Source organism: Veillonella sp. S13054-11 (assembly GCF_002959795.1).
GTDB classification, from domain to species: domain Bacteria; phylum Bacillota; class Negativicutes; order Veillonellales; family Veillonellaceae; genus Veillonella; species Veillonella parvula_E.
The window spans coordinates 217,623-238,893 of the sequence record NZ_PPCY01000002.1; the positions used below are offsets into that span (position 1 = coordinate 217,623).

22 protein-coding genes and 1 tRNA gene are annotated in these 21,271 nt (G+C 39.0%); 2 read left to right on the forward strand and 21 right to left on the reverse strand.

Annotated elements, in window-relative coordinates; all coding sequences use genetic code 11:
• Window positions 1-235 precede the first annotated feature (235 nt).
• Genes VPHSUH08_RS03045 through thiT form a run of 3 tightly spaced genes read right to left on the reverse strand, consistent with a single transcriptional unit; the run spans window position 236 to window position 3,099 of the window.
• A complete protein-coding gene (locus VPHSUH08_RS03045; RefSeq protein ID WP_105086689.1) occupies window positions 236-1,471 on the reverse strand; it encodes a molybdopterin molybdotransferase MoeA in 1,236 nt (411 codons plus the stop codon).
• The gene (gene mobB, locus VPHSUH08_RS03050; protein WP_105086690.1) at window positions 1,452-2,576 is read right to left on the reverse strand and encodes a molybdopterin-guanine dinucleotide biosynthesis protein B; all 1,125 of its coding nucleotides are present in this window, start codon (window positions 2,574-2,576) and stop codon (window positions 1,452-1,454) included. The genes VPHSUH08_RS03045 and mobB overlap by 20 nt, the downstream gene beginning before the upstream one ends.
• Window positions 2,569-3,099 (reverse strand): energy-coupled thiamine transporter ThiT, encoded by a 531-nt coding sequence (thiT, locus tag VPHSUH08_RS03055; protein WP_105086691.1) that lies wholly within the window; start codon window positions 3,097-3,099, stop codon window positions 2,569-2,571. The genes mobB and thiT overlap by 8 nt, the downstream gene beginning before the upstream one ends.
• A gap of 183 nt (window positions 3,100-3,282) precedes the next feature.
• Here thiT and VPHSUH08_RS03060 point away from each other — a divergent pair, with 183 nt between their 5' ends.
• Window positions 3,283-4,269, forward strand: a complete 987-nt coding sequence (locus VPHSUH08_RS03060; protein WP_004696596.1) for a GMP reductase — start codon at window positions 3,283-3,285, stop codon at window positions 4,267-4,269.
• Between the two features lie 137 nt (window positions 4,270-4,406).
• On the opposite strand, the gene VPHSUH08_RS03065 is transcribed toward VPHSUH08_RS03060, so the two are convergent.
• The 13 genes from VPHSUH08_RS03065 to ilvB form a co-directional block, all read right to left on the reverse strand.
• Window positions 4,407-5,600, reverse strand: a complete 1,194-nt coding sequence (locus VPHSUH08_RS03065; protein WP_105086692.1) for an MFS transporter — start codon at window positions 5,598-5,600, stop codon at window positions 4,407-4,409.
• Window positions 5,601-5,768: 168 nt separating this feature from the next.
• On the reverse strand, window positions 5,769-6,947 hold the full coding sequence (locus tag VPHSUH08_RS03070; RefSeq protein WP_105086693.1) for a M20 family metallopeptidase: 1,179 nt from the start codon (window positions 6,945-6,947) through the stop codon (window positions 5,769-5,771).
• A gap of 190 nt (window positions 6,948-7,137) precedes the next feature.
• On the reverse strand, window positions 7,138-7,320 hold the full coding sequence (locus tag VPHSUH08_RS03075) for a hypothetical protein (protein WP_004696604.1): 183 nt from the start codon (window positions 7,318-7,320) through the stop codon (window positions 7,138-7,140).
• 137 nt (window positions 7,321-7,457) lie between these two features.
• Window positions 7,458-8,645: an aspartate aminotransferase family protein gene (locus VPHSUH08_RS03080; protein WP_105086694.1), complete on the reverse strand. Its 1,188-nt coding sequence runs from the start codon at window positions 8,643-8,645 to the stop codon at window positions 7,458-7,460.
• A gap of 85 nt (window positions 8,646-8,730) precedes the next feature.
• Entirely contained in the window at window positions 8,731-9,588 is an 858-nt protein-coding gene (gene argB, locus VPHSUH08_RS03085) for an acetylglutamate kinase (protein WP_105086695.1), read from the reverse strand.
• A 10-nt stretch (window positions 9,589-9,598) separates the two neighbouring features.
• Window positions 9,599-10,549 (reverse strand): N-acetyl-gamma-glutamyl-phosphate reductase, encoded by a 951-nt coding sequence (gene argC / locus VPHSUH08_RS03090; RefSeq protein WP_101928821.1) that lies wholly within the window; start codon window positions 10,547-10,549, stop codon window positions 9,599-9,601.
• Between the two features lie 110 nt (window positions 10,550-10,659).
• Window positions 10,660-11,670 carry an ornithine carbamoyltransferase gene (argF, locus tag VPHSUH08_RS03095; protein WP_105086696.1) on the reverse strand — a complete coding sequence of 337 codons (1,011 nt, stop codon included), beginning with the start codon at window positions 11,668-11,670 and terminating at the stop codon, window positions 10,660-10,662.
• Window positions 11,671-11,701: 31 nt separating this feature from the next.
• The gene (locus tag VPHSUH08_RS03100; RefSeq protein ID WP_105086697.1) at window positions 11,702-12,886 is read right to left on the reverse strand and encodes a M20 family metallopeptidase; all 1,185 of its coding nucleotides are present in this window, start codon (window positions 12,884-12,886) and stop codon (window positions 11,702-11,704) included.
• Window positions 12,887-13,114: 228 nt separating this feature from the next.
• Window positions 13,115-14,437 carry a fibronectin type III domain-containing protein gene (locus tag VPHSUH08_RS03105; RefSeq protein WP_105086698.1) on the reverse strand — a complete coding sequence of 441 codons (1,323 nt, stop codon included), beginning with the start codon at window positions 14,435-14,437 and terminating at the stop codon, window positions 13,115-13,117.
• 92 nt (window positions 14,438-14,529) lie between these two features.
• A complete protein-coding gene (locus tag VPHSUH08_RS03110; protein ID WP_105086699.1) occupies window positions 14,530-14,988 on the reverse strand; it encodes a hypothetical protein in 459 nt (152 codons plus the stop codon).
• A gap of 31 nt (window positions 14,989-15,019) precedes the next feature.
• A complete protein-coding gene (locus VPHSUH08_RS03115) occupies window positions 15,020-15,607 on the reverse strand; it encodes a carbonic anhydrase (protein ID WP_105086700.1) in 588 nt (195 codons plus the stop codon).
• 184 nt (window positions 15,608-15,791) lie between these two features.
• On the reverse strand, window positions 15,792-16,304 hold the full coding sequence (gene ilvN / locus VPHSUH08_RS03120; protein WP_004698541.1) for an acetolactate synthase small subunit: 513 nt from the start codon (window positions 16,302-16,304) through the stop codon (window positions 15,792-15,794).
• A gap of 8 nt (window positions 16,305-16,312) precedes the next feature.
• A complete protein-coding gene (gene ilvB, locus VPHSUH08_RS03125; RefSeq protein WP_004698611.1) occupies window positions 16,313-18,040 on the reverse strand; it encodes a biosynthetic-type acetolactate synthase large subunit in 1,728 nt (575 codons plus the stop codon).
• Window positions 18,041-18,232: 192 nt separating this feature from the next.
• On the opposite strand from ilvB, the gene VPHSUH08_RS03130 reads away from it, so the two are divergent.
• Window positions 18,233-18,511 carry a hypothetical protein gene (locus VPHSUH08_RS03130; RefSeq protein ID WP_004696628.1) on the forward strand — a complete coding sequence of 93 codons (279 nt, stop codon included), beginning with the start codon at window positions 18,233-18,235 and terminating at the stop codon, window positions 18,509-18,511.
• A 77-nt stretch (window positions 18,512-18,588) separates the two neighbouring features.
• Here VPHSUH08_RS03130 and VPHSUH08_RS03135 read toward each other — a convergent pair whose 3' ends face one another.
• From VPHSUH08_RS03135 to VPHSUH08_RS03155, 5 genes are all read right to left on the reverse strand, one after another.
• Window positions 18,589-19,089, reverse strand: coding sequence for a folate family ECF transporter S component (locus VPHSUH08_RS03135; RefSeq protein WP_004696629.1), 501 nt, complete (start codon window positions 19,087-19,089; stop codon window positions 18,589-18,591).
• Entirely contained in the window at window positions 19,079-19,426 is a 348-nt protein-coding gene (locus tag VPHSUH08_RS03140) for a nitrous oxide-stimulated promoter family protein (protein WP_004696632.1), read from the reverse strand. The genes VPHSUH08_RS03135 and VPHSUH08_RS03140 overlap by 11 nt, the downstream gene beginning before the upstream one ends.
• Before the next feature lie 9 nt (window positions 19,427-19,435).
• A complete protein-coding gene (locus tag VPHSUH08_RS03145) occupies window positions 19,436-20,251 on the reverse strand; it encodes a class I SAM-dependent methyltransferase (RefSeq protein WP_004696635.1) in 816 nt (271 codons plus the stop codon).
• Window positions 20,252-20,622: 371 nt separating this feature from the next.
• Window positions 20,623-20,697, reverse strand: a tRNA-Arg gene (locus VPHSUH08_RS03150).
• 107 nt (window positions 20,698-20,804) lie between these two features.
• Window positions 20,805-21,263, reverse strand: a complete 459-nt coding sequence (locus VPHSUH08_RS03155) for a low molecular weight protein-tyrosine-phosphatase (protein WP_004696636.1) — start codon at window positions 21,261-21,263, stop codon at window positions 20,805-20,807.
• Window positions 21,264-21,271: the final 8 nt, after the last annotated feature.

Consider the following 21,271-nt stretch of genomic DNA (forward strand, 5'->3'; position numbering starts at 1 on the left):
ATATTTGGTAACAAAATTAAAATTATTTTGGATAAACGAAATGTTTTGAATAAACGCAAAGACGAGGCCTCCTAAGAAACCTCGTCTTTTTACATTATGATTAGCTATAAATATTATAGTTTTTTAACTAGTATATTTATATTTATATCTATAACTCTAAAACTCTATAACTCTAAAACTCTATAACTCTAAAAAATCTAACGCCTTAAAGTAAGAATCTAAAAATCAAAAGGGTCTAAACTGCAGGCAGCAAGTCTAATAGATACACATTAAATGTATCACCAGGATGTACTTCATGAATCCCTCGTGGAATACATGCCAACGCATTCACAGTATATAGGCCTAACATACTACTACTATTAAAGTGACGATTAGCCACAAAACGTGGCGCTCCACCCCCAAATATAACTTTCCCTTGTACATAACGATCAAAGGCATTACGTTTGAAGATTTCTGTATCCATTACACAAGCCACCACTGGAGTCGTCCAATTAGCCAACCCTTTATAACGCTTCAAGGTAGGTGCTACGATTAAATGCCACCCATTAAAGGCAGCCCCTGGATTACCGGACAAACCAAAGATAATCTGACCTTTTGGGGTAACCGCACCATAAGATGCTGCCCCCGGTCGCATTTGAATACGGGCATAGATAGATTTTGCCCCTAGTTTTTCATAAATAAGAGGCATCGTATCAAAAAGGCCTACCGATACACCACCAGAACTGATAATAATATCTGCTTCTTCACTAAGTTTCAAAACATGATTGATTTCAGAATCTAGCTCCTCCGGAGCATCACTTACATGATAGTGTGTTATCTTGTGAAACCCTAAATCTTCCAAGAGCCCACAAATCATAGCTCGATTAGAGTTATAAATTTTACCAGGTGTTAAACTTTCACCAGGTTCAATAACCTCGTGACCAGAGGTAAGAACTAACACGCGAGGCATGGCATTAACAGATATCTCAATAATACCGAGTCCCGTCAAAATGGTTTGTACTGTAGATGTTACCTCTGTACCACGTGGAATCACAATGGTGCCGGCAACACACTCCTCACCTTGTGGAATAATATGATCACCACAATGATATTTGCCTTGAATCGTAATTGTAGTTTGTGGTTCACCAGTGCCAACCACTTGTTCTTGCATGATGACAGTATCACATGTGTCTGGTACCGGTGCACCAGTCATAATACGCACCGCATGACCAACGTCTACGGGATGTTCCCATACAACACCAGCACCAATAATACCGTCAACGATATATTCATTACGACCTTCTTCGTAGGCGATGGCATAACCATCCATAGCAGATTTTGGGAATGCAGGTACGTCTGTCGGTGCAATAATGTCCTCTGCTAACACGTACCCCTTCGCAGCCTTAACATCTATTGTTTCAACTTTATGAACTTGCGTTTGTAAGGCTTCATCCCATAATTGGAGAGCCTTCTCAACAGTAACGACGGCCATTTAAACTCCTCATCATTTCCTGTATGTGGCGTACCAATTCAGGTACGTCTTGATTCAATTTGCCAATTTCTATCGTCGCCACTCGGTCCATCGGATCCGAGATTAGCTCTTCCGTATATCCCTCTTGAGTAACCTCTATAATTGGGGCAATCCCTTGGGATCTCGTTTCTAGTATAACTATATCTACAGGCATAAACTGTGATATTTCATACAGGTTTGATTGTTCTTTTGTACGTATGCGAATCGCTGTTTCAGTAGGCCCTGCAATAGCAACCGCATCAGCCCCAGCTTTATAAGCAAGATCTGTGTCTGTTCCCTCATGATCCATCTGAAAGCCATGTTTATCGCTTTTGACAACACCAACAGATAAACCGATTTTTTGTAACTCAGACACAAGACGCGTTACAACAGTTGTCTTACCTGTTTTACGTTTCGATGCGACCACACTAATTAAAGGTACACGGCGGAATTCATTTTCCGCTAAAGCTCGCGCCCATTGATAGTCTTCAAATCGATTAATATTGCTTAGCTCCCAACTAAAATCAGTAGCATCAATAGATTCTACATGACCAATAACATCGAGGGCATGATGCAACGATACATTTTCGCCAACAAGAATAGATTGAATTAAGGACGCAATATATGGCCTATAAATACCGGCCATCGGCTCAGACTTACCACTTTCACTATATGGGACAATGGCATTCCAATCATTATGATCTACTTGATAGAGCCAATCATAATACAAATCCATTTCCATGAATGGCATATCTACTGCCATTACTGCATAAGCAGAACTAGTAGCAACCGCTAGAGTGCTATACAGCCCACCTAAAGGTCCGCATCGCCCAACAGAATCCCGAACAATAGAAACCTTATTTTTCTCATCGTTCGATAATGTATCTATAATATGAGTCTGTATAGCAAGTCCTAATTGCTCGTCATCACCGATGGAGATAAGAATATCTTGAATATCTGCATCTAAGCCCTTACGAAGGGCATGAGATATAAGACTTTCACCATTAATCCAAGGCAACAAAGCTTTAGGTTGCCCCATTCTAGTGCTGAGTCCTCCAGCCAAAATAATTAAACCTAATTTATCCACGACGTTGTAAACCTCGTTTAACACCTTGGTAAATGAATAGTAAAACTGCAATATTTAAAAGGCCATCTGGCACCATATAGGATGCATTATAAATCATAGAATAAACCCAAGGATTCTGCCCTTGCGGAGCATAGCTAGCAAAGACCACAGCACCGCTCGTAACAGATGCCCCCCAACGCAATACAATACCTACGATGGATCCAGTGATAAGTCCAGAAAGAGAATCTTTAAAGTAACCACAAACGCCAATAGCACCGTAAGCAACCAAGTAGTCTAATACAATACTTAAATAATGAACAGATGATTTAAAGCCTAAAATAAAGTGTAATATACCATATACAACACCTACGAAGATACCTCGTGTTCCGCCCCAACGATATGCGTAAATCATGAGTGGTACCAAAGCTGCCGCCTTAATAGAGCCCCCCTGTGGCATATGAAAAATCGTAATAAATGACAACACTTGAGCAATGGCAATTGCTACGCCAGCTTCAGCAAGCATACGGGTTTTAGACTGTTCCACATTAATCAACCTCCTTTTACCATATATCTATAAATGAATATATTATTTATACAATCTACTTGTATTGTACTACAGTTTATCCCTTACACCAAACAAAATATTCGGAACGTATTGAAAATTTTATGAGTCTCTTGTATAATGGTACAGGTTCAATATGTAATACTCGAAGGAGATATAGAAACTATGATTAATACAACTAACATCTTTGATTATGAAGACGTGCAATTGATTCCTAACAAATGTATTGTCTCCAGTCGTAGCGAATGTGATACACATGTAAAATTAGGTAAACGCACATTCCGCTTGCCAGTAGTACCTGCTAATATGCAAACTATTATCGACGAAGAGTTGGCTGAAAAATTAGCTCGTGAAGGGTATTTCTATATCATGCATCGTTTTCAACCAGAACGTCGTATGGACTTTGTAAAACGTATGCACGACCTTAACCTATATTCTTCTATTTCTATCGGCGTAAAAGCTGAAGAATTTGCTTTAGTTGATGAATTTAAGAAAGCAAACTTAACCCCAGAATATATCACTATTGATATTGCACATGGTCATTCCAATGCGGTCATCGAAATGATCCAATACATAAAAAAGAACTTACCTGAAACCTTCATTATCGCTGGTAATGTAGGCACTCCAGAAGCAGTTCGTGAACTAGAAAATGCTGGTGCTGATGCGACTAAAGTAGGCATCGGTCCTGGTAAAGTATGTATCACAAAATTGAAAACCGGCTTTGGTACTGGTGGCTGGCAATTGGCTGCTGTTCGCTGGTGCGCAAAAGCAGCTACTAAACCTATCATCGCTGACGGCGGTATTCGTGACCATGGCGACATCGCAAAATCCATTCGCTTTGGTGCTACCATGGTTATGATTGGCTCCCTATTTGCTGGTCATGAAGAATCTCCAGGGGAAGAAAAAATCGTTGACGGTAAAGCTGTAAAAGAATACTTTGGTTCTGCTTCTGAGTTCCAAAAAGGGGAACGCAAAAACGTAGAAGGTAAAAAAATCTTCATCGATTCCAAAGGTTCTATCTTCGATACATTAACTGAAATGGAACAAGATTTACAATCCGCTATTTCTTACGCTGGCGGTACGACTCTACAAGCCATTCGCAAAGTAGACTATGTGCTTGTTAAAAACTCCATCTTCAATGGCGATCGCTAATCTAATCAATATATAATGATAGTTCTAAAAGCCACAGGTTCTAGACCTGTGGCTTTTTAATGCGAGAAATACATAAAATATAAAAATATGAAAAAGGAGCTACGATACGAAAATCGTAGCTCCTTAATTATAGGCTATTAAATTTGTTCTTCACTAAGACCACAGTCTTTACTCATTAAATGGTATGCGTATTTACCAATACCTGCACTTACAACAAGCAATGTAGTCAATACGATAAATGCTACTGTAAGACTTGTACCGTGCGCAATGAAACCAATTAAGGCAGGTCCCATCAAAATACCCATATAACCGAGCATTGTGGATGTTGCGACCGCTTGTGTCATAGGAATGACATTTTGTTCCCCCATTGCAGAGAATAGGTTTGGTACTATCATAGCTAATGAAATACCCAATAATAAGTAAGTATACATGGATGCATGACCTGGCAAGAACACGATAAGCCCCATCGCAATAGAGCCAAGTAAGTAGCCACCAACAACAACTTGCTTTGATGTTAAGTGTTTACCTAATCTATTACCAAGCAAACGGCCTATACACATAGTACCATTAAAGAGCATTACACCCATGACAGCCTCTTCGATAAGAATCCCTTTATCTTCAAATAAATATAATGCACTCCAATCCCCTACAGCACCTTCTACCAAGTAAGAAACAAAGGACAATAAACCAAAAATAAGAGCGATTGGATGAAAGGACAATGGGCTTTTAGATTTTTTAGTAACCTTTGCATTTGGATCACTACCAAAGGTCAACATAAATTGGCTAACTACAACCATCGCAATAAATAGTACGATGAGAAGTCCCCAAATACTTTGATTAACAGGCAGCGATAAGATTTTTAAAAGCACGAGCAAAACACCGGCACCAGCAAAACCACCTAAGCTCCAGCCACCGTGATAGGCGCCCATTAAATGTTTTTTGCTCACCTTTTCTGTTAGGATAGCTTGTAAATTAGCAGAAGCACCACTAAGGCCTACACCAATACCAAAAAAGAACAGGGCTACTGTTGTTGTAGCAATAGTAGGACACATAGTAACGATGGCAAGAGATACCATACCAATAAAGCTAGCTAACAAAACGACTCTCTTACACCCAAAGCTTTCTACAAGCTTACCTGCTATAGCCATGGATAAACAAGAACCTACACCGAGCAACAAAATCATGGAACCTAATACATCTTCACCAATACTAAGCTTTGCTTTTAAATATGGCACAAAACCAGCCCATAAAGCTGTGTACATGCCGGGGATAAAAAATGCCCCAAAAGCACCACGAATATTTGCTGTTGAAATAGAAACTTGATCGTTCATTACATCCTTTCTGGCTTCTAGAACCGTCCGGCGAAGAAAGGCCCTTTTTATCCGCATTGCGCCAAAACTTGCATCATTGCAGGAAACCATTTTAATTACATATGATTTAATATTGGAATATAATAAACCCCTTTACGAAAAATGTAAAGAGGTTTATCGGATTAAAATTTATTTATTTTCTTGTAACCAAGCAATAGCATATTCCGCATACACCGCAGATGCTGCAGATAATACGGTATCATCCATATTAAATCTATTATTATGATGATCGTATGTAGCTTCTACTTCAGGGTTTTGAATACCAATAAAAGCAAAGCATCCTGGTTTATCTTGTAAATACCATGCAAAATCTTCTCCAGGCATTACTTTACGCATCTTAGAAAGCTTGTCTTTACCTAATGTATCAATAACAACACGTTCTGCTAGTTCACTGGATTCAGGATCATTAATAGTAGGTGGTACTTTTTTTACATATTCTAATGTAGCAGTCGCGCCATAGGCTTCAGCCGTATGTTCTACTACGCGGCGTATGGATTCAACATAATACTCTTCTTGACCCGGATCAAAGAATCGAATGGTCCCCCCCATTTTAGCTTCACCAGGGATAACATTCCATTCAGAGCCAGAATGAATATTCCCAATAGTTAGTACAAGAGAGTCTAACGCGCTAACATTACGAGACACTACGGTTTGCAAATTCATAACGATGGCACTAGCCACCACGATAGCATCGACCGCTTGGTGTGGCTGTGCACCATGACCTTGTTTTCCTTTTACGTTAATAGTAATCTGGCTACTCGCAGCCATACGAGGGCCTTCCTCAACAGATACGAGACCGGCAGGCAAATCAATCCACACATGACCACCAAAGATAGCGTCCACCTTATCATACCAGTCACCAAACTTGATGAAATCCGGAGCCCCTGCGCCAGTTTCTTCAGCAGGTTGGAATGCTAAATACACATCGCCTTCAATACGGTCTTTCATAGACATTAGCATCTTAGCCGCACCTAATAAAATAGCCATATGTCCATCATGACCGCAAGCATGCATTTTACCCTCTACTTCAGATTTATAGTCCACTGTATTATGTTCATGAACAGGCAGTGCATCGATGTCGGCGCGCAATGCGATAGCCTTTCCAGGCTTAGCACCATGGATAATACCGATTAAGCCTATACCACGTTCTGTGTCTACATGAACCTCTACGCCCATCGATCCTAATTCTTTAGCGAGTGTATTTGTCGTTTCAAACTCTTCATTGCTGAGCTCTGGATGTTTATGAAAATATCTACGCCAATCTTGAACGTAGCCTTTATATTGCTCTATTAAATCGCGACTATGCATCGTATCGCCTCCTCTAATATCAGTATATCAATTGCATATCAATATGCATCGCTAATATATAACGATTATACAGTCTACGAATTTATTAATACACAACCTACTTGCACCAAGAAAAGCCCCTTATTTAGGGGAATAACAGGATAAATGTAAAAGAAAACGACAGGCAGCGCCATGTCGTTTTCTCAGTTTCTTATCGGTTGCGCAATACTGCTTGTACCGCTAAGGATACAACAGCTGTTGCAACTGTCACAGCAGCGGTGATTTTCGCCGTTGTGATAATTTCTTCTTTTGTAGGTTTTGCTTTTGCAGCAATGTCCAACGTTTTTGCTACCGCCGGAACCAATACTTCATTACGTAAGGATTCTGTATTCATATTTACTCCTCCAATATAGACTGTTTCTTCTAGGGTAACACGAATACGGACTAAAGTCTATATAATCATCGGTTTATTTCCATAGTTCAATGTTACATAACTATAGTAAACGATATTTATGAAAGCTAGACGAATTCTTATTTTGCAGCTAATTCTTCAATCACTTCAGCCAAAATACGTATCGCCTTTTCTAATTGTTCTTGTGGAATATTAAGGGCTGGTAAAAGTCGTACCTTATTTTTAGCAGATAAGCATACTACACCCTTTTCTAAACATTTTGCAATGACAGCTTTTGCATCTACTGTAGTCTCAATACCGAGCATGAGCCCCATACCACTAACACCAATGACACCAGGTTTACCAGTTAAGGTAGATTTTACGTATTCCCCTTTTACTTTTACAGAATCGAGAAATTCAGGAGTTAACCGACTAATAATAGTGTTCCCTGCAGCCGCGCAGATTGGATTTCCCCCAAAGGTAGTAGCGTGGGCACCAGCATTTAAAACGTACTGCATCTTTTCATTGAACAAAGTAGCCCCCATTGGTAGACCTCCCGCCAAGCCTTTTGCAGTAGATACCACATCTGGTTCGATGCCAAATTGTTGGTATGCATATAAGCTGCCAGTCCGACCATTACCAGTTTGTACCTCATCGATGAGTACCAGTTGATCGTGTTCATGCGCATATTTTGTTACCGCTTGGACAAACTCTTTATCTAAGGGCATAACCCCACCTTCACCTTGGATAGGTTCCATCATTATGGCACAAACAGCTGGATTAGCAAGGACTTTCAAAGCCGCATCAATATCATTGGCTAGGGTATGAATAAAGCCTTCCGTAAATGGGAAGAAATGTTGATGGAATACATCTTGTCCTGTCGCAGACAAGGTGGTAATAGTACGACCGTGGAAACTATTGACTAAGGTAACAATTATATGACGCCCTTCGCCGTATTTATCATGGCTATATTTACGAGCTGCCTTAATAGCACATTCGTTAGACTCCGCACCAGAGTTAGAGAAAAACACCTTTTTCATTCCCGTTTTCGCGCAGAGCTGTTTCGCTAGTTCAATCTGTGGCAAAGAATAGTATAAATTAGAAATATGATTCAACGCATGAGACTGCTTAGTAACAGCGTCAGTCCACTCATCATCGTCAACACCAAAAGCCGTTACACCAATACCAGAGCCAAGGTCAATGTATTCTTTACCCTCTACATCCCACAAGAGAGAACCCTTCCCTTTTTGAAAGCATACGTTGAACCGACCATACGTATTGGCTATATATTCTTTATCTTGTTGTTCGAAATCGATTGCATTACTCATTATATCCTCCAAATGTACGGTCATGCCGTCGTCTATCTATGTAAAAGATACCCAATAGATGATTACCAGTATTATGTTTACTATATTAAGCAACAAACATTGTGCCAAGGCCTTCATCGGTTAATAACTCGATAAGAATGGCATGTGGAATTTCACCATTGATGATAAATACCTTTTGTGCCCCAGCTTCTATGGCCTCTAAGCAGCAATCTACCTTTGGAATCATACCGCCTGCAATGACACCATCCGCTTTTAACTGAGCGGCCTCGGCCATCGTAATTTTAGAAATTAAAGAATCTGGATCATGCACATCTCGCAGTACACCATCAATATTGGTCATAGCCACCATTGTTTCCGCCTTGAGAGCGCCCGCAATTTTCGCGGCTACCGTATCCGCATTAATATTATATGTCTTGCCATCGGCTCCCATGCCGATAGAAGAAATAACTGGAATATAGCCACGGCTAATTACGTCATGGATAATACTCGTATCAATGGTATCAATATAACCTACGTAACCAAGTTCTTCGTTTTGTTTATGAACTTGAATCATGTTGCCATCTACGCCACAAAGGCCAACAGCTTTGCCACCAAGATCCGTTAAATCCGCCACGAGCCCTTTATTCACCTTGCCGGCTAGCACCATTTGTACAACATCCATTGTTGCTTCATCGGTAACTCGTAGACCATTAGCAAAATGTGATTTAATTTGCATCGCCTCTAAAGTACTATTAATAGCTGGGCCACCGCCATGAACAAGGACTACTTTGACCCCCACTAATTGAAGTAATAGTAAATCCTTCATAACAGATTTCTTTAACTCTTCATCCACCATGGCATTGCCACCGTATTTAACGACAACGTACTGATCTGTGTATTGTTTTATATATGGAACGGCCGCCGTTAAGATATGCGCCCGCATTGCATTTGTTACATTCTTCATAGATTCCTCTCTAACCTAATACTAAACCAGTATCCTCTGGTAAACCCAATGCAATATTCATACATTGAACGGCGGCACCCGATGCACCTTTACCTAAATTATCGAAAATGGCGTGAACCATGATGCGTTCATCGTTACCAGTGACATAGATTTTCATACTGTCCGTATTGCTCAATTGATTAGCGTTTAACATACCGCTATTACTATTTTCAGTAAATGGTGCAACCGTAACGATTGTACTATCTTTGTAAAAGTATTCTAACGTTTGTTGTACCTTATCAATACAAACAGGTTTATGACATAAACGACTATGAATACCTACGGTAACCTCCATTCCAGAGTAGTAATCATCAACAATTGGCATAAAAATTGGAGCTTCACTAAGGCCGCATACATGTTGTACTTCGGGTAAATGTTTATGTTCTTGACCAAGCCCATATTGACGAGGCGCATAAAGGAAATAGTCCTTAGGACTGCTTTCATATTGACCAATCATCTTCTTACCACCACCGCTATAGCCTGTTAAGGATGTAATGGTGAAAGGATAATCCGCTGGCACGAGCCCTGCTTTTACAAGAGGCGCTATACAAGCTATCATACCACTCGCATGGCAGCCAGGATTTGCAATATGTTTTTTAGTAGCAATAGCTGTCTTATAATTAGTACCAAGCTCTGGGAAACCATAGGCCCAATCAGAATCAGTTCTAAAAGCAGTAGATGTATCGATTACCTTGCACGGCAAGTCACCGATAACCGCCATAATATCTTTAGATGCCGCATCAGGTAAGCAAAGAAATACGATGTCTGCCTTTTTTGCAACCACTTTAATGGCCTCTACATTTTTGCGATCCTCATCAGCAGTCGCTAAGAGTTCTATATCTTTTCGATCGGATAATCGTTCATGAATTCTAAGACCCGTTGTGCCTTCATGACCGACAATAAATACTCTATGGGGTGTCATAATAAACCTCAATTCTCACCTATTGGTGACTCACACCTATTTATATAGCCCTTTATCCAATATAAATAGAAAACAAACGATACCATACATCACCATTTAGGAAGATGAACTTATTTCAATGGATAATTTCCAAAGGTAGAAACCATAACTGCCTTAATCGTGTGGAGACGATTTTCTGCTTCTTGGAACGCCAATGAGTTTGGACCTTCGAATACCTCTTCGGTTACCTCAATGCCATCCATGCCAAACCGTTCGTAAATATCTTTACCTACTTGTGTTTCTGTGTTGTGGAACGCAGGTAAACAATGGCAGAACTTAGTATTTGGATTGCCAGTTAATGCCATCATTTCTGCATTTACTTGGAATGGTTTAAAGGTATTGATACGTTCCTCCCACATATCATATGTATCGCCCATCGTTACCCACACACCAGTGTAAATAACATCTAAGCCTTTAACGCCTTCAGCTACATCATCTGTGCAAGTAATAGTAGCACCCGTTTCTTTGGCCACTTTTAAGCACTCTTCGTAGAACGGACCAGCTGGCCAGTATTGTTTAGGACCAATGAGTCTGAAATCCATGCCCATTTTAACGGCACCACTCATCAAAGCATTGCACATATTTGATTGACCATGTCCAACATAGGCAAAGGAAATTTCATTCAACGGTTTGTCGATATTTTCTTGAAGTGTTAAGAAATTAGCTAATGTTTGTGTCGGATGATCCATATCGGTAAGTCCATTCCAAACTGGTACACCAGAGTATTCCGCCAATGTATCTACATCCTCTTGGTCAAAGCCTCTAAACTCGATGGCATCGTACATGGAGCCAAGAACACGAGCCGTATCCTTTAAGGATTCTTTCTTATTCATTTGAGAACCTGTAGGACCAAGATATGTTGTAAAAGCCCCTTGATCAGCAGCCCCGACTTCAAAGGCACAACGTGTCCGTGTGGAATCCTTTTCAAAAATTAATGCAAAGTTTTTACCCACCAATGTTTTGATTTCTTTACCTGCTTTTTTATCAGCTTTTAATTTTTTTGCTAACTCCAAGAAGTATTTAATTTCCTCTGGTGTATATTGAAGCATTGTTTTAAATGATGTATGTTGTAAACTTTTCATGATAACCTCTTATTTCAAACTATGTGTTTAACTACTTTTCTTGTAAATATTCGGCGGCCAACGCTGCCATCATTGTGATACCTGGTTCAAGGATACTTTCATCGATGGTGAAAGCTGCATTATGCAAAGCCGGATTGCCTTCAAAGCCAGTGCCTAACCAAAGGAACGCACCTTTGATTTTATGAAGATAGGCGGAGAAGTCTTCTGCTGCCATAGATGGGAACTCAGGATGTACCACTGCGTCTTTACCAAGATATTTCTCTACAATGGATGTGGCATAATCAATGGCCTCTGGATTATTGATAGTTGCACCATGTCCCCTTTTATAATCCAAAGTACTTTCCGTTTTAAACAACACATCGAGGGCCTGTAAACTTTCACCTAATCGTCGTTCAATATAATCACGTTTCTCTGGTTCATAGGTACGACAAGTACCTTCAAGATACACATCGCCACAGCCCACATTGTATCGGTCACCACCATTAATCACTCCAATTGTGCATACAAGATTTTCCATCGGGTTAGTTTCACGAGCGACCATGGACTCCACATTTACAATCCAGTTCGCTGCGGCCACAATAGCATCAACCCCATTGTGAGGCTCCGCACCATGGGTTGATTTGCCCTTAATATGTACAAGGAAGTGGTCTGATGCAGCCATCAAATTACCTTTTTTTAGGCCTACCGCACCAACTGGAAGTTGAGGCCATACATGGAGACCATATATCTCGTCTACATCATCGAGGATACCACTATCGACAATACCTTGTGCTCCTGGGAATAAAGCTTCCTCTTCGGAAGGCTGGAATACAAGCTTTACAGTGCCGTGCAATTGATCTTTAATAGACTGTAAAATCGCTGCTGCACCAAGCAAGATTGCCATGTGGCTATCATGACCACAAGCATGCATAACGCCTTCATTTTGTGAAGCAAAGGGCAATCCTGTTATTTCATGTATGGGTAATGCATCCATATCGGCACGCAATGCAATAACAGGGCCTGTATGAGCACCTTCTATCTTACCGATAACGGCATAATCAGAAACATCGTTTACAAAAGGGATTCCTAGTTCACCAAGAACCTTTTGAATAAATAAAGATGTATTTTTTTCTTCACCAGATAACTCTGGATGGCTATGAATATGTCGGCGCCATTCCACAACTTGTTCTTTATATTGGGAGGCATATTTCTTAATTAAATCTTGTAATGTGTTCATTACTCTATCTCCTTTATACACTGTATGTATATTTTATACATATTTTGTGTATTTTTATAATCTATACACGTATTATAATACTACACACCACAATTAGCAAGTATTTATACAAATCCATTGTATTTTTATTTGTTGTATTGTAAATCAATTTTACTCATAGATTCTTGCAACCTTTGATTAGAGAAAAATAGACAAAAAAAGACACCTTCCAAAAAAGGCGTCTTTTTCTTATTTTTCAATGACTGATTCGTCAAGCTGAGTACCATCAGGTAAAAATGATTTTACAATCAGCTTATTCGGTGTCACTGTCATAGACATATAATTATTTGTTTCAGGCTGAGGTGCTACATATACATCTAGAGGATGTTGCTTCCACTTAGGACGTCGTGCATCACCAGCTATCCCTGTAAGGATATATAACGGACCAGATGGGTCTCGATTAAAGTTTCGTACATGACCACGGTTGCGGTATGTATGTAAATGAGCAGATAATACTAAATCTACATTAAACTCATCGAAGATAGGCATAAATAGTACTCCCTCATCATCGAAACCTACATCTCGACTTGCACCTGGTCGATCAAAGGCATATCGGAATGGATCTCGATGCATTAGAACGACAGTCCATTTCTTCGTATTAGCTGCTAAATCTTGACGTAGCCACTGAACCTCTACATCGTACAAATCAGGATGATGCGTATCATGATTGTCCTCATGATTACTTTCATATAACATCGTATCTAATACAACGTAATGTACATCGCCAAAATCATAGGAATAATAACGACGATTAAAGGTTTCATTCCCATTAGGTGGTACTGCAAAGTAATTCAAATACGCATAAGGCTCGCGCATTTTCCAATCTAATGTATACATCTCATGATTGCCTAAGGTCGTTGCTAAGGGCACAGTAGCACTCAATGGTCTGATGGAATTCAACCAAGTGCGCCATTGATAGTCTTGTTCCCCATTATCTACAAGGTCACCCATGCTAATATACAGGGCTGTCCTTGGATTGCGATGTGCAGAATCCTTAACAATCTGCTCCCACGCAGAATAATCACCAGATTGAGAATCTGGATAGATAAGAACATCATATACACTGGAGCCAGCAGTTTCCAACGAATACCAATCACTGCGACGATCATTGCCATAACCAACGCGATATTCGTATTTAGTATTAGGCATCAAACCAGTTACTGTACCCTCATGGATATAGGTGGTATTGCCATCATCGGTAAAAGCTTTGTCTGTAGCTCTTATCGTTTGAGTCGTATCGGATCCAACAAGACGATACTCTATGACCGCATCAGCTTCGCTGCTATCTGATTGCCACATAATAGTACGACTCGTGCTGTTATCTTGAGCTACAATTTGCCGAATATAACGACTTTCGGAATCAAGGAGTGGCTTAATTTCTTGTCCACTTACAACGGCGGCAGTTCTAGCTATACGACTCTGTATGGCATCCTTATATACATAGCCCCCTATAATTAATACAGCCAAAACAAAAATGGCTATAGTTGTTTTTAACAATTTACTTTTATTCATATAGTTCCTTTATGTAAATATCTATTAAGTACTAATATGAACACATTACAAAACTTAAACTTAACTTTAAGTCAAATAAGATTTTTCTATACTTATTCAACATCTACTTTTCTATATCTAGCAGAAATACATCCCAACATATTTAATTGTGGTATGTTCCATTCATTGGGTAAATATATATCACAGGTAAGCTCATCGCCTATAGAGTTATTAGCTATAAATTGATAGCGCCCTAACTCTTCATTGCTACATACTCTTTCAATTTGATTTAAAGTAGTGTCACCCCAAAACCGACTAAATTCCGTCCAAATAGTTTCTGCATCAATTTGAGATAACTCAACTAGTAGACTATATTTTATGCCAACTTTACAGCGTTTTTTTAAGCCCTTTTCGTCAGCACTACAGACCTTAGTGGAACCTTTATCAAATAACCATTCTTGATCATCTAATGATTGAACTTGGGTGGAAATGAGATTTTTAAAATTTGAAAGATCCGTAAGAAGCTGTTTACACGCTACCTCAAATGTATCTAATCTATCTATATTGCTCAATTCACAATACCTCTATTAAAGAATTTACCTACTATTTTTCGTAATATTGTTTCATTTGTGTATAGCCATTAACGATGACTTCGATTTCACCCGTTCTAGGATGGAAGATAAGACCGTGAATAGGCACATCTTTAGGAATCAAAGGATTCATACGCAATTCGTCTACTGTATCCTCTACATTTTCAGCAGGATGTGTAAAGCCATCAGCCCAGCGTTCCATTTCTTTACGGATCATATGAATCGCTTCTGGTGCAATACCACGAGCCAACATTTTTTCTGTTAGATCTTTTGCCGTAGTTTTTGCCATACCACATTCGTGATGACCAATGATAAAGATTTCGTTAACGCCTAGCTCATAAATACAAACAAGTAAACTACGTACAACGCCATCAAAGGGACCTGTAATACAGTTACCTGCAGTCTTTACGATTTTCGCTTCACCGCGCCCAATATCCATGGAATCTTCTAAGAAGTTAACAAGACGTGTATCCATACATGTAACAATTGCCATTTCACGACTAGGCATTTTACTACACTTTGTATCTGTATCTACATAACCTGTATTTTGATCTTCTACATATTCTCGATTATGGGCTAAAATATCATCTAATAAGCTCATAGTACCTCCTATATAAAATGACTTTGGCATACAACCAAGGTCTCTATATCAATAATGCTCGATATACATATTATATCATATTAAGTTGTACACGCTTTAAGCCACAAAAAATAGGTCTATTCAAATACATGTATTATATATTTGAATAGACCTAAATCGCTTTTAAAGTGCTAGAGTACACACCTTATCTATCAGGTGTAGATAATGCTTCGATAGCTACGCTACCACCGCGTACAACTTCAATACGATTGACGAACATATCTTTAAATAAGGCAATCATGTCATTATTTTTAGATACGGTCTTTACACATTGTACTAGTACAGATTTACGATTATAATCCACAACTAATAGATCAAAGGTTTGGGCAATGCGGAAGATTTCTTGTTTATCCGCTTCTTTACAGCTATTGACCTTGATAAATAGTAATTCTTTTTTCGTAATTCGCATGTCCGTAAAGTCGATAACCTTAATCACCTCTACACTGCGATTAAGCTGTTTAATGATTTGTTCATATGTCAAATCGTCACAAGTAAGATCAATCGTCATACGAGACATGGTAGAATCTTCAGTTTCCCCTACAGTCAATGTATCAAGATTATAATTTTTGCCTGCGAAGAGGCCTGAAATCTTAGCTAGTACACCGATTTGGTTTTCTACATACGCTGAAATACAGCGTTTTTTCATATGTACTTCCATAGCGCCTCCTATTTTTTATCCTTCAACAACATATCACTTAAAGACTTACCTGCTGGTACCATTGGCAACACATTGAGTTCTGTTGGAATGATAAACTCAAGTAATGTAGGGCCATCTTTGAAAGTATCCGCCAATTGGAATCCTTTTTCGATGTCCTCTACCTTTGTAATACGCATTGCCTTTGCGCCATAAGCTTCTGCCAATTTCACAAAATCGGGTACATATTCAAACTCATCATTGTCGATTATGTCTCGCGTAACAATGGCACTTTCATCCATCATCAAGTTCGTACAAGCGTAACGTTTATCGTAGAATAATTGTTGCCATTGGCGTACATTTCCGAGGAAACCATTATTTAAAATAATTAGCGTCACAGGCAAACGGTAGTGCATAGCAGTGGCAAACTCTTGGATATTCATTTGCACGCCACCATCACCACAGATGGCAAATACACGCTTATCTGGATTTCCCATTTGCGCCCCTAATGCAGCAGGGAAACCATAGCCCATAGTCCCTAAGCCACCAGACGTCAACATTTGATATTGACCTTTCACATCAAGGAACTGGGTAGTCCACAATTGATTTTGACCCACATCGGTTGTAACGATAGGATGTTCATAATGATGATTGATGTACTCGATAACAGTTTGAGGTGTTAACCCCTCTTCGTCAGCTTGAGTGACAGGGCGCTCTGCCTTAAGTTGCTGTAATTGTTTTGGCCAGTCGCCAAGATCGTGAGGTTCAATATATTCTAAGATTTTTTCTATAGCCAATTTAGCATCTGCTACGATTGGAATATCAACCTTAATATTTTTAGAAATAGACGCCGCATCTACATCAATATGGATAATCTTACAATTTTGTGCAAAGGTACTTAGTTTACCAGTAATACGATCATTAAAGCGCGTACCAATAGAAATCATCACGTCACAATCAGTTATGGCTACATTAGGCGCATAGCCACCATGAATCCCTACATTACCAAGATACAATGGATGACGGCTATCAATAGCACCTTTCCCCATCAATGTTGTTACTACAGGAATCCCTGTTTTTTTAACCAACTCCATCATAAGGTCGTTAGCACCACTAATGCTTACCCCACCGCCTAATAGGAATAGAGGCCTTTTAGCTTTACTAATAATAGAACAGGCCTTTTTAACTTGACCTACGTGAACAGTGGTATTTGGTTTGTAACCGCGAATATTAACCTCAGTAGGATACTCATCAGAGCCCATAGCCTTTTGAATATTTTTAGGAATATCCACAACCACAGGACCTGGTCGACCTGTGCGAGCAATATAAAAGGCTTCTTTCAAAATACGACCAAGCTCTTTACGATCACGAACGGTAACAGCATATTTACAGATATTGCGTACAATGCCAACAGTATCTACTTCTTGGAACGCATCATTGCCCATCAGACCCAAGTCAACTTGACCTGTAATACAAACGAGAGGAACACTATCAGAATAAGCAGTAGCAATACCAGTCACAAGATTTGTAGCACCAGGTCCAGAGGTTACCATACAAACCCCTACTTTACCGGTACTACGAGCATATCCATCTGCCGCATGGGCCAATGCTTGCTCATGACGCGGCAAAATCACTTTTACCTTATCTTGCTTATATAATTCATCCATGATATCAATAGTAGCCGCCCCAGGATAGTTAAATAAAAACTCTACCTGCTCCTCTTGAAGGGCTTTTACCAGATACTGTGCGCCTGAAATCATAGGTATCTCCTTATTTATATAATGCATGCATATCGAATTCTCAATATTCACATCTGATATATCTAAAAAATTGAATATCTTATATAGATATGTTATACTCAGTAGTGTACCATATGTTGTGGTACATGAATATGTATAAAATCTCAAATTATAGAAATATATGTAGATTCTATTTTGAAAGGACTGAATATCATGAAAGAAATATTAGGTTTCCATTTAAACGGTTGCCCTTATTGCGCTAATGCATTCCGTGCTATCGATGAACTCGTTGCAGAAAATCCTGCATACGCAGATATTCATATCAACTGGGTTGAAGATCAAGATGCTCATGAGCTCTTCAAAACTCACCCATATGAATACTATCCGAACTTATGGTTCGACCTCGACAAACAATACGAGGCACAACCTGGTGAAAGCTATGCCCAAACAAAATCTTTAATCAAAACTGTATTGGACAAAGCACTCGCGTAAAACGCTATATTTACAAATAATAATGCACCCCTAACATATAATCTAATGTTAGGGGTGCATTTTAGTATACTGTAAGATTATGGCTTTTTTTGTACCATAAACTTACTGACTGCTTTATACACAATTAAAATCAATGCAATTTCTAAAGGGAAACAAATGATATTTTTAATAAGACGTCCAATAAATATAGCAGATACTGCTTTGTTATAAAATATTGTGAGCCATATTGTATTTAATATCAGATGTATACATACAGTAACAATCGTCTCCGGTAAAAGTAATTGTTTAAATGTAACATTACGTCCGTGTAAAAAATACCCATACACATAGCCTACAAGAAATTCAGATATGATAAAGCCGGGAAAGAATACCCCTTGTCCAAATAAAGACATACCTATAAAACAGGCAATAGCAGCCATTATACCTGCTGCCATAGGCCCATAAAGAATACCAAATATAGCGGTTGATAAAAATCCAAAGGTAATATGTATAAATGTAGTATGAATAGCAAATATATAAGATAGTAAAACCGTCAATGCTACAAACATTCCTGTCTTTACAATCATATCAGTTTTCATAAGAAGTACGACTCCTTTTTCTATCCTTCCACTCTAAATACATATGGCGAATAACTTGAATTGGTGATATAAATAACATTCTAGGTCCACCATAGCGCATGATTTCACGTATTTTTTCACGATACGTAGGCGCATAGCAATGCGTTTTACACACGCTGCAGAAGGTCTTGCTTTCCATATGAGGACATACATCTATACGATGTTCAGCATATTGCCAAACTTTTTGACACTCCTCACAGAGTTGTCCTTTAGGAGTGTGGTGCTTATTATGACAATAGATGCCAATAATCTGGTACATAGTTTTTAGTTCTAACTTACGTTTCTCATCAACTGTCATGTTTCTCTCCTATTTCACAGACCATGAAACCCAAGCCACCTTATCAACAGTCTTATTATGGATTTCTCCATCAATAGCTAGTGGCTCAATGAGATTTCTAATCTCTTCTTTCATGTCTTCCATGTCTCCCCATCCATTATTATGAAGTCGCATGGTAAAATAATTAACTGCCTTTTCAAGAGACATAACCTCTGTTTCAGGAACCGTTTTATAAATTACTTTTACATTATGCCCCATCTCATGGATAGTATCTAAACACTCTTTCATCTTACCATCCCATGGAAAAGAATCACGTCCAAAGAAATGTTCAGATAACATATCTACCATTTCGTCGCTCCGTTCGCTAAATGCAATCCATAAACATTTATCATTACTTGCATCGTGCATGGCGCGAATATTTTCTACATCAAACATAATCGGGCAGAAGATACTATATGCCAAGTCAAAGCTTTTATCCCAACCTAATTCTCGACGAGTTTCATCAGACCAAGGTCCAATATATAAGCTAAGATCTAAACCTTCTGACTCTGCCAATTGTTTAGCACCGCGAATCATACCATCAGATAAATCGATACCAGTCGCCTTATAGCCTTCCCGAGCTAACCCAAGTGCGTAGTCACAAACACCACAGCCTACATCAAGTGTACGACCATTCGATGAAGGTAATAAATTTTCATCCTTTAAGAAGGCTAAAAAATCAGTGACCTGTGCCTTGCGATCCTCGCGATTGTGCATTTCTACAAAGTACTCGGAACGATGATTCCATGCGTCTTGCTCATCACGCCAAACTTCGTTGACGGTAAGCTCTTGTATTTTATTTGTCATATTATCCCCTCTAAATAGCCACATCCCTAAATGGATGGGCTATTGATACATATATAAGTAATATTCACTTAGTTAAATTCACTACGTAATTTAACGCTCCCCTACATGTCCTAGTGTTCCGGCTAGGATGTTCAGATTTTCATATAGCTATCCTTATTGTACATCATTCTCAAAACAAAATGTGTTACCCAAATCACATTTATTATGTTATTTCGATATTATTAAATATAAAACTCTATATCGAAATCTTATCAGCACCTCAGCTCATGTATTTATCTATCTCTAACTAATTCATGCATATATCGCCATGTATTTCTCTCCCCTTAATACATACAAAAAAGGCCTCTCGAAATTTCGAGAAGCCTTTTATTTGGTGCGCCTAGCAGGATTCGAACCTGCGCACCCGGTTCCGGAGACCGGCGCTCTATCCCCTGAGCTATAGGCGCATGAATACCTAAAAATTATACCATATTACGCTATGGTTCGATAGTATAAAGTATGGGTACTAGGTTTATACATAAAAGCCCCTAATATTAAGTTGTATATCAACTTATTACAGCCTCTCTTTAATTAATTTTAGTAGAGCATCACAGCTACGACTTACATCATCATAAGTTTCGTCAAAGTTTCCCGTATACCAAGGATCCTTTACATCACGACTTTCACCAACGAAAGACATTGCCTTGTAAACCTTAGCATCTACGTCATCCCCAATGATACGCTTTAAATTACGCGCATTATTTTCATCCATAATAACAAGGTAATCAAAGTTATGATAGTCATCAACCGTCACTTGACGTGCCTTGCGACGAGTATAGGGAATACCCATTTCATCTAATTTCTCTTTAGTCCCATAATGAGTGTCGTTCCCTATCTCCTCACGAGATGTAGCTGCAGACTCAATATAAATAGAATCACTTAGTCCAGCCTGCTCAACGATATGCTTCATATAAAACTCTGCCATCGTAGAACGGCAAATATTGCCATGACAGATGAATAAAATATTAACCATTATAACTC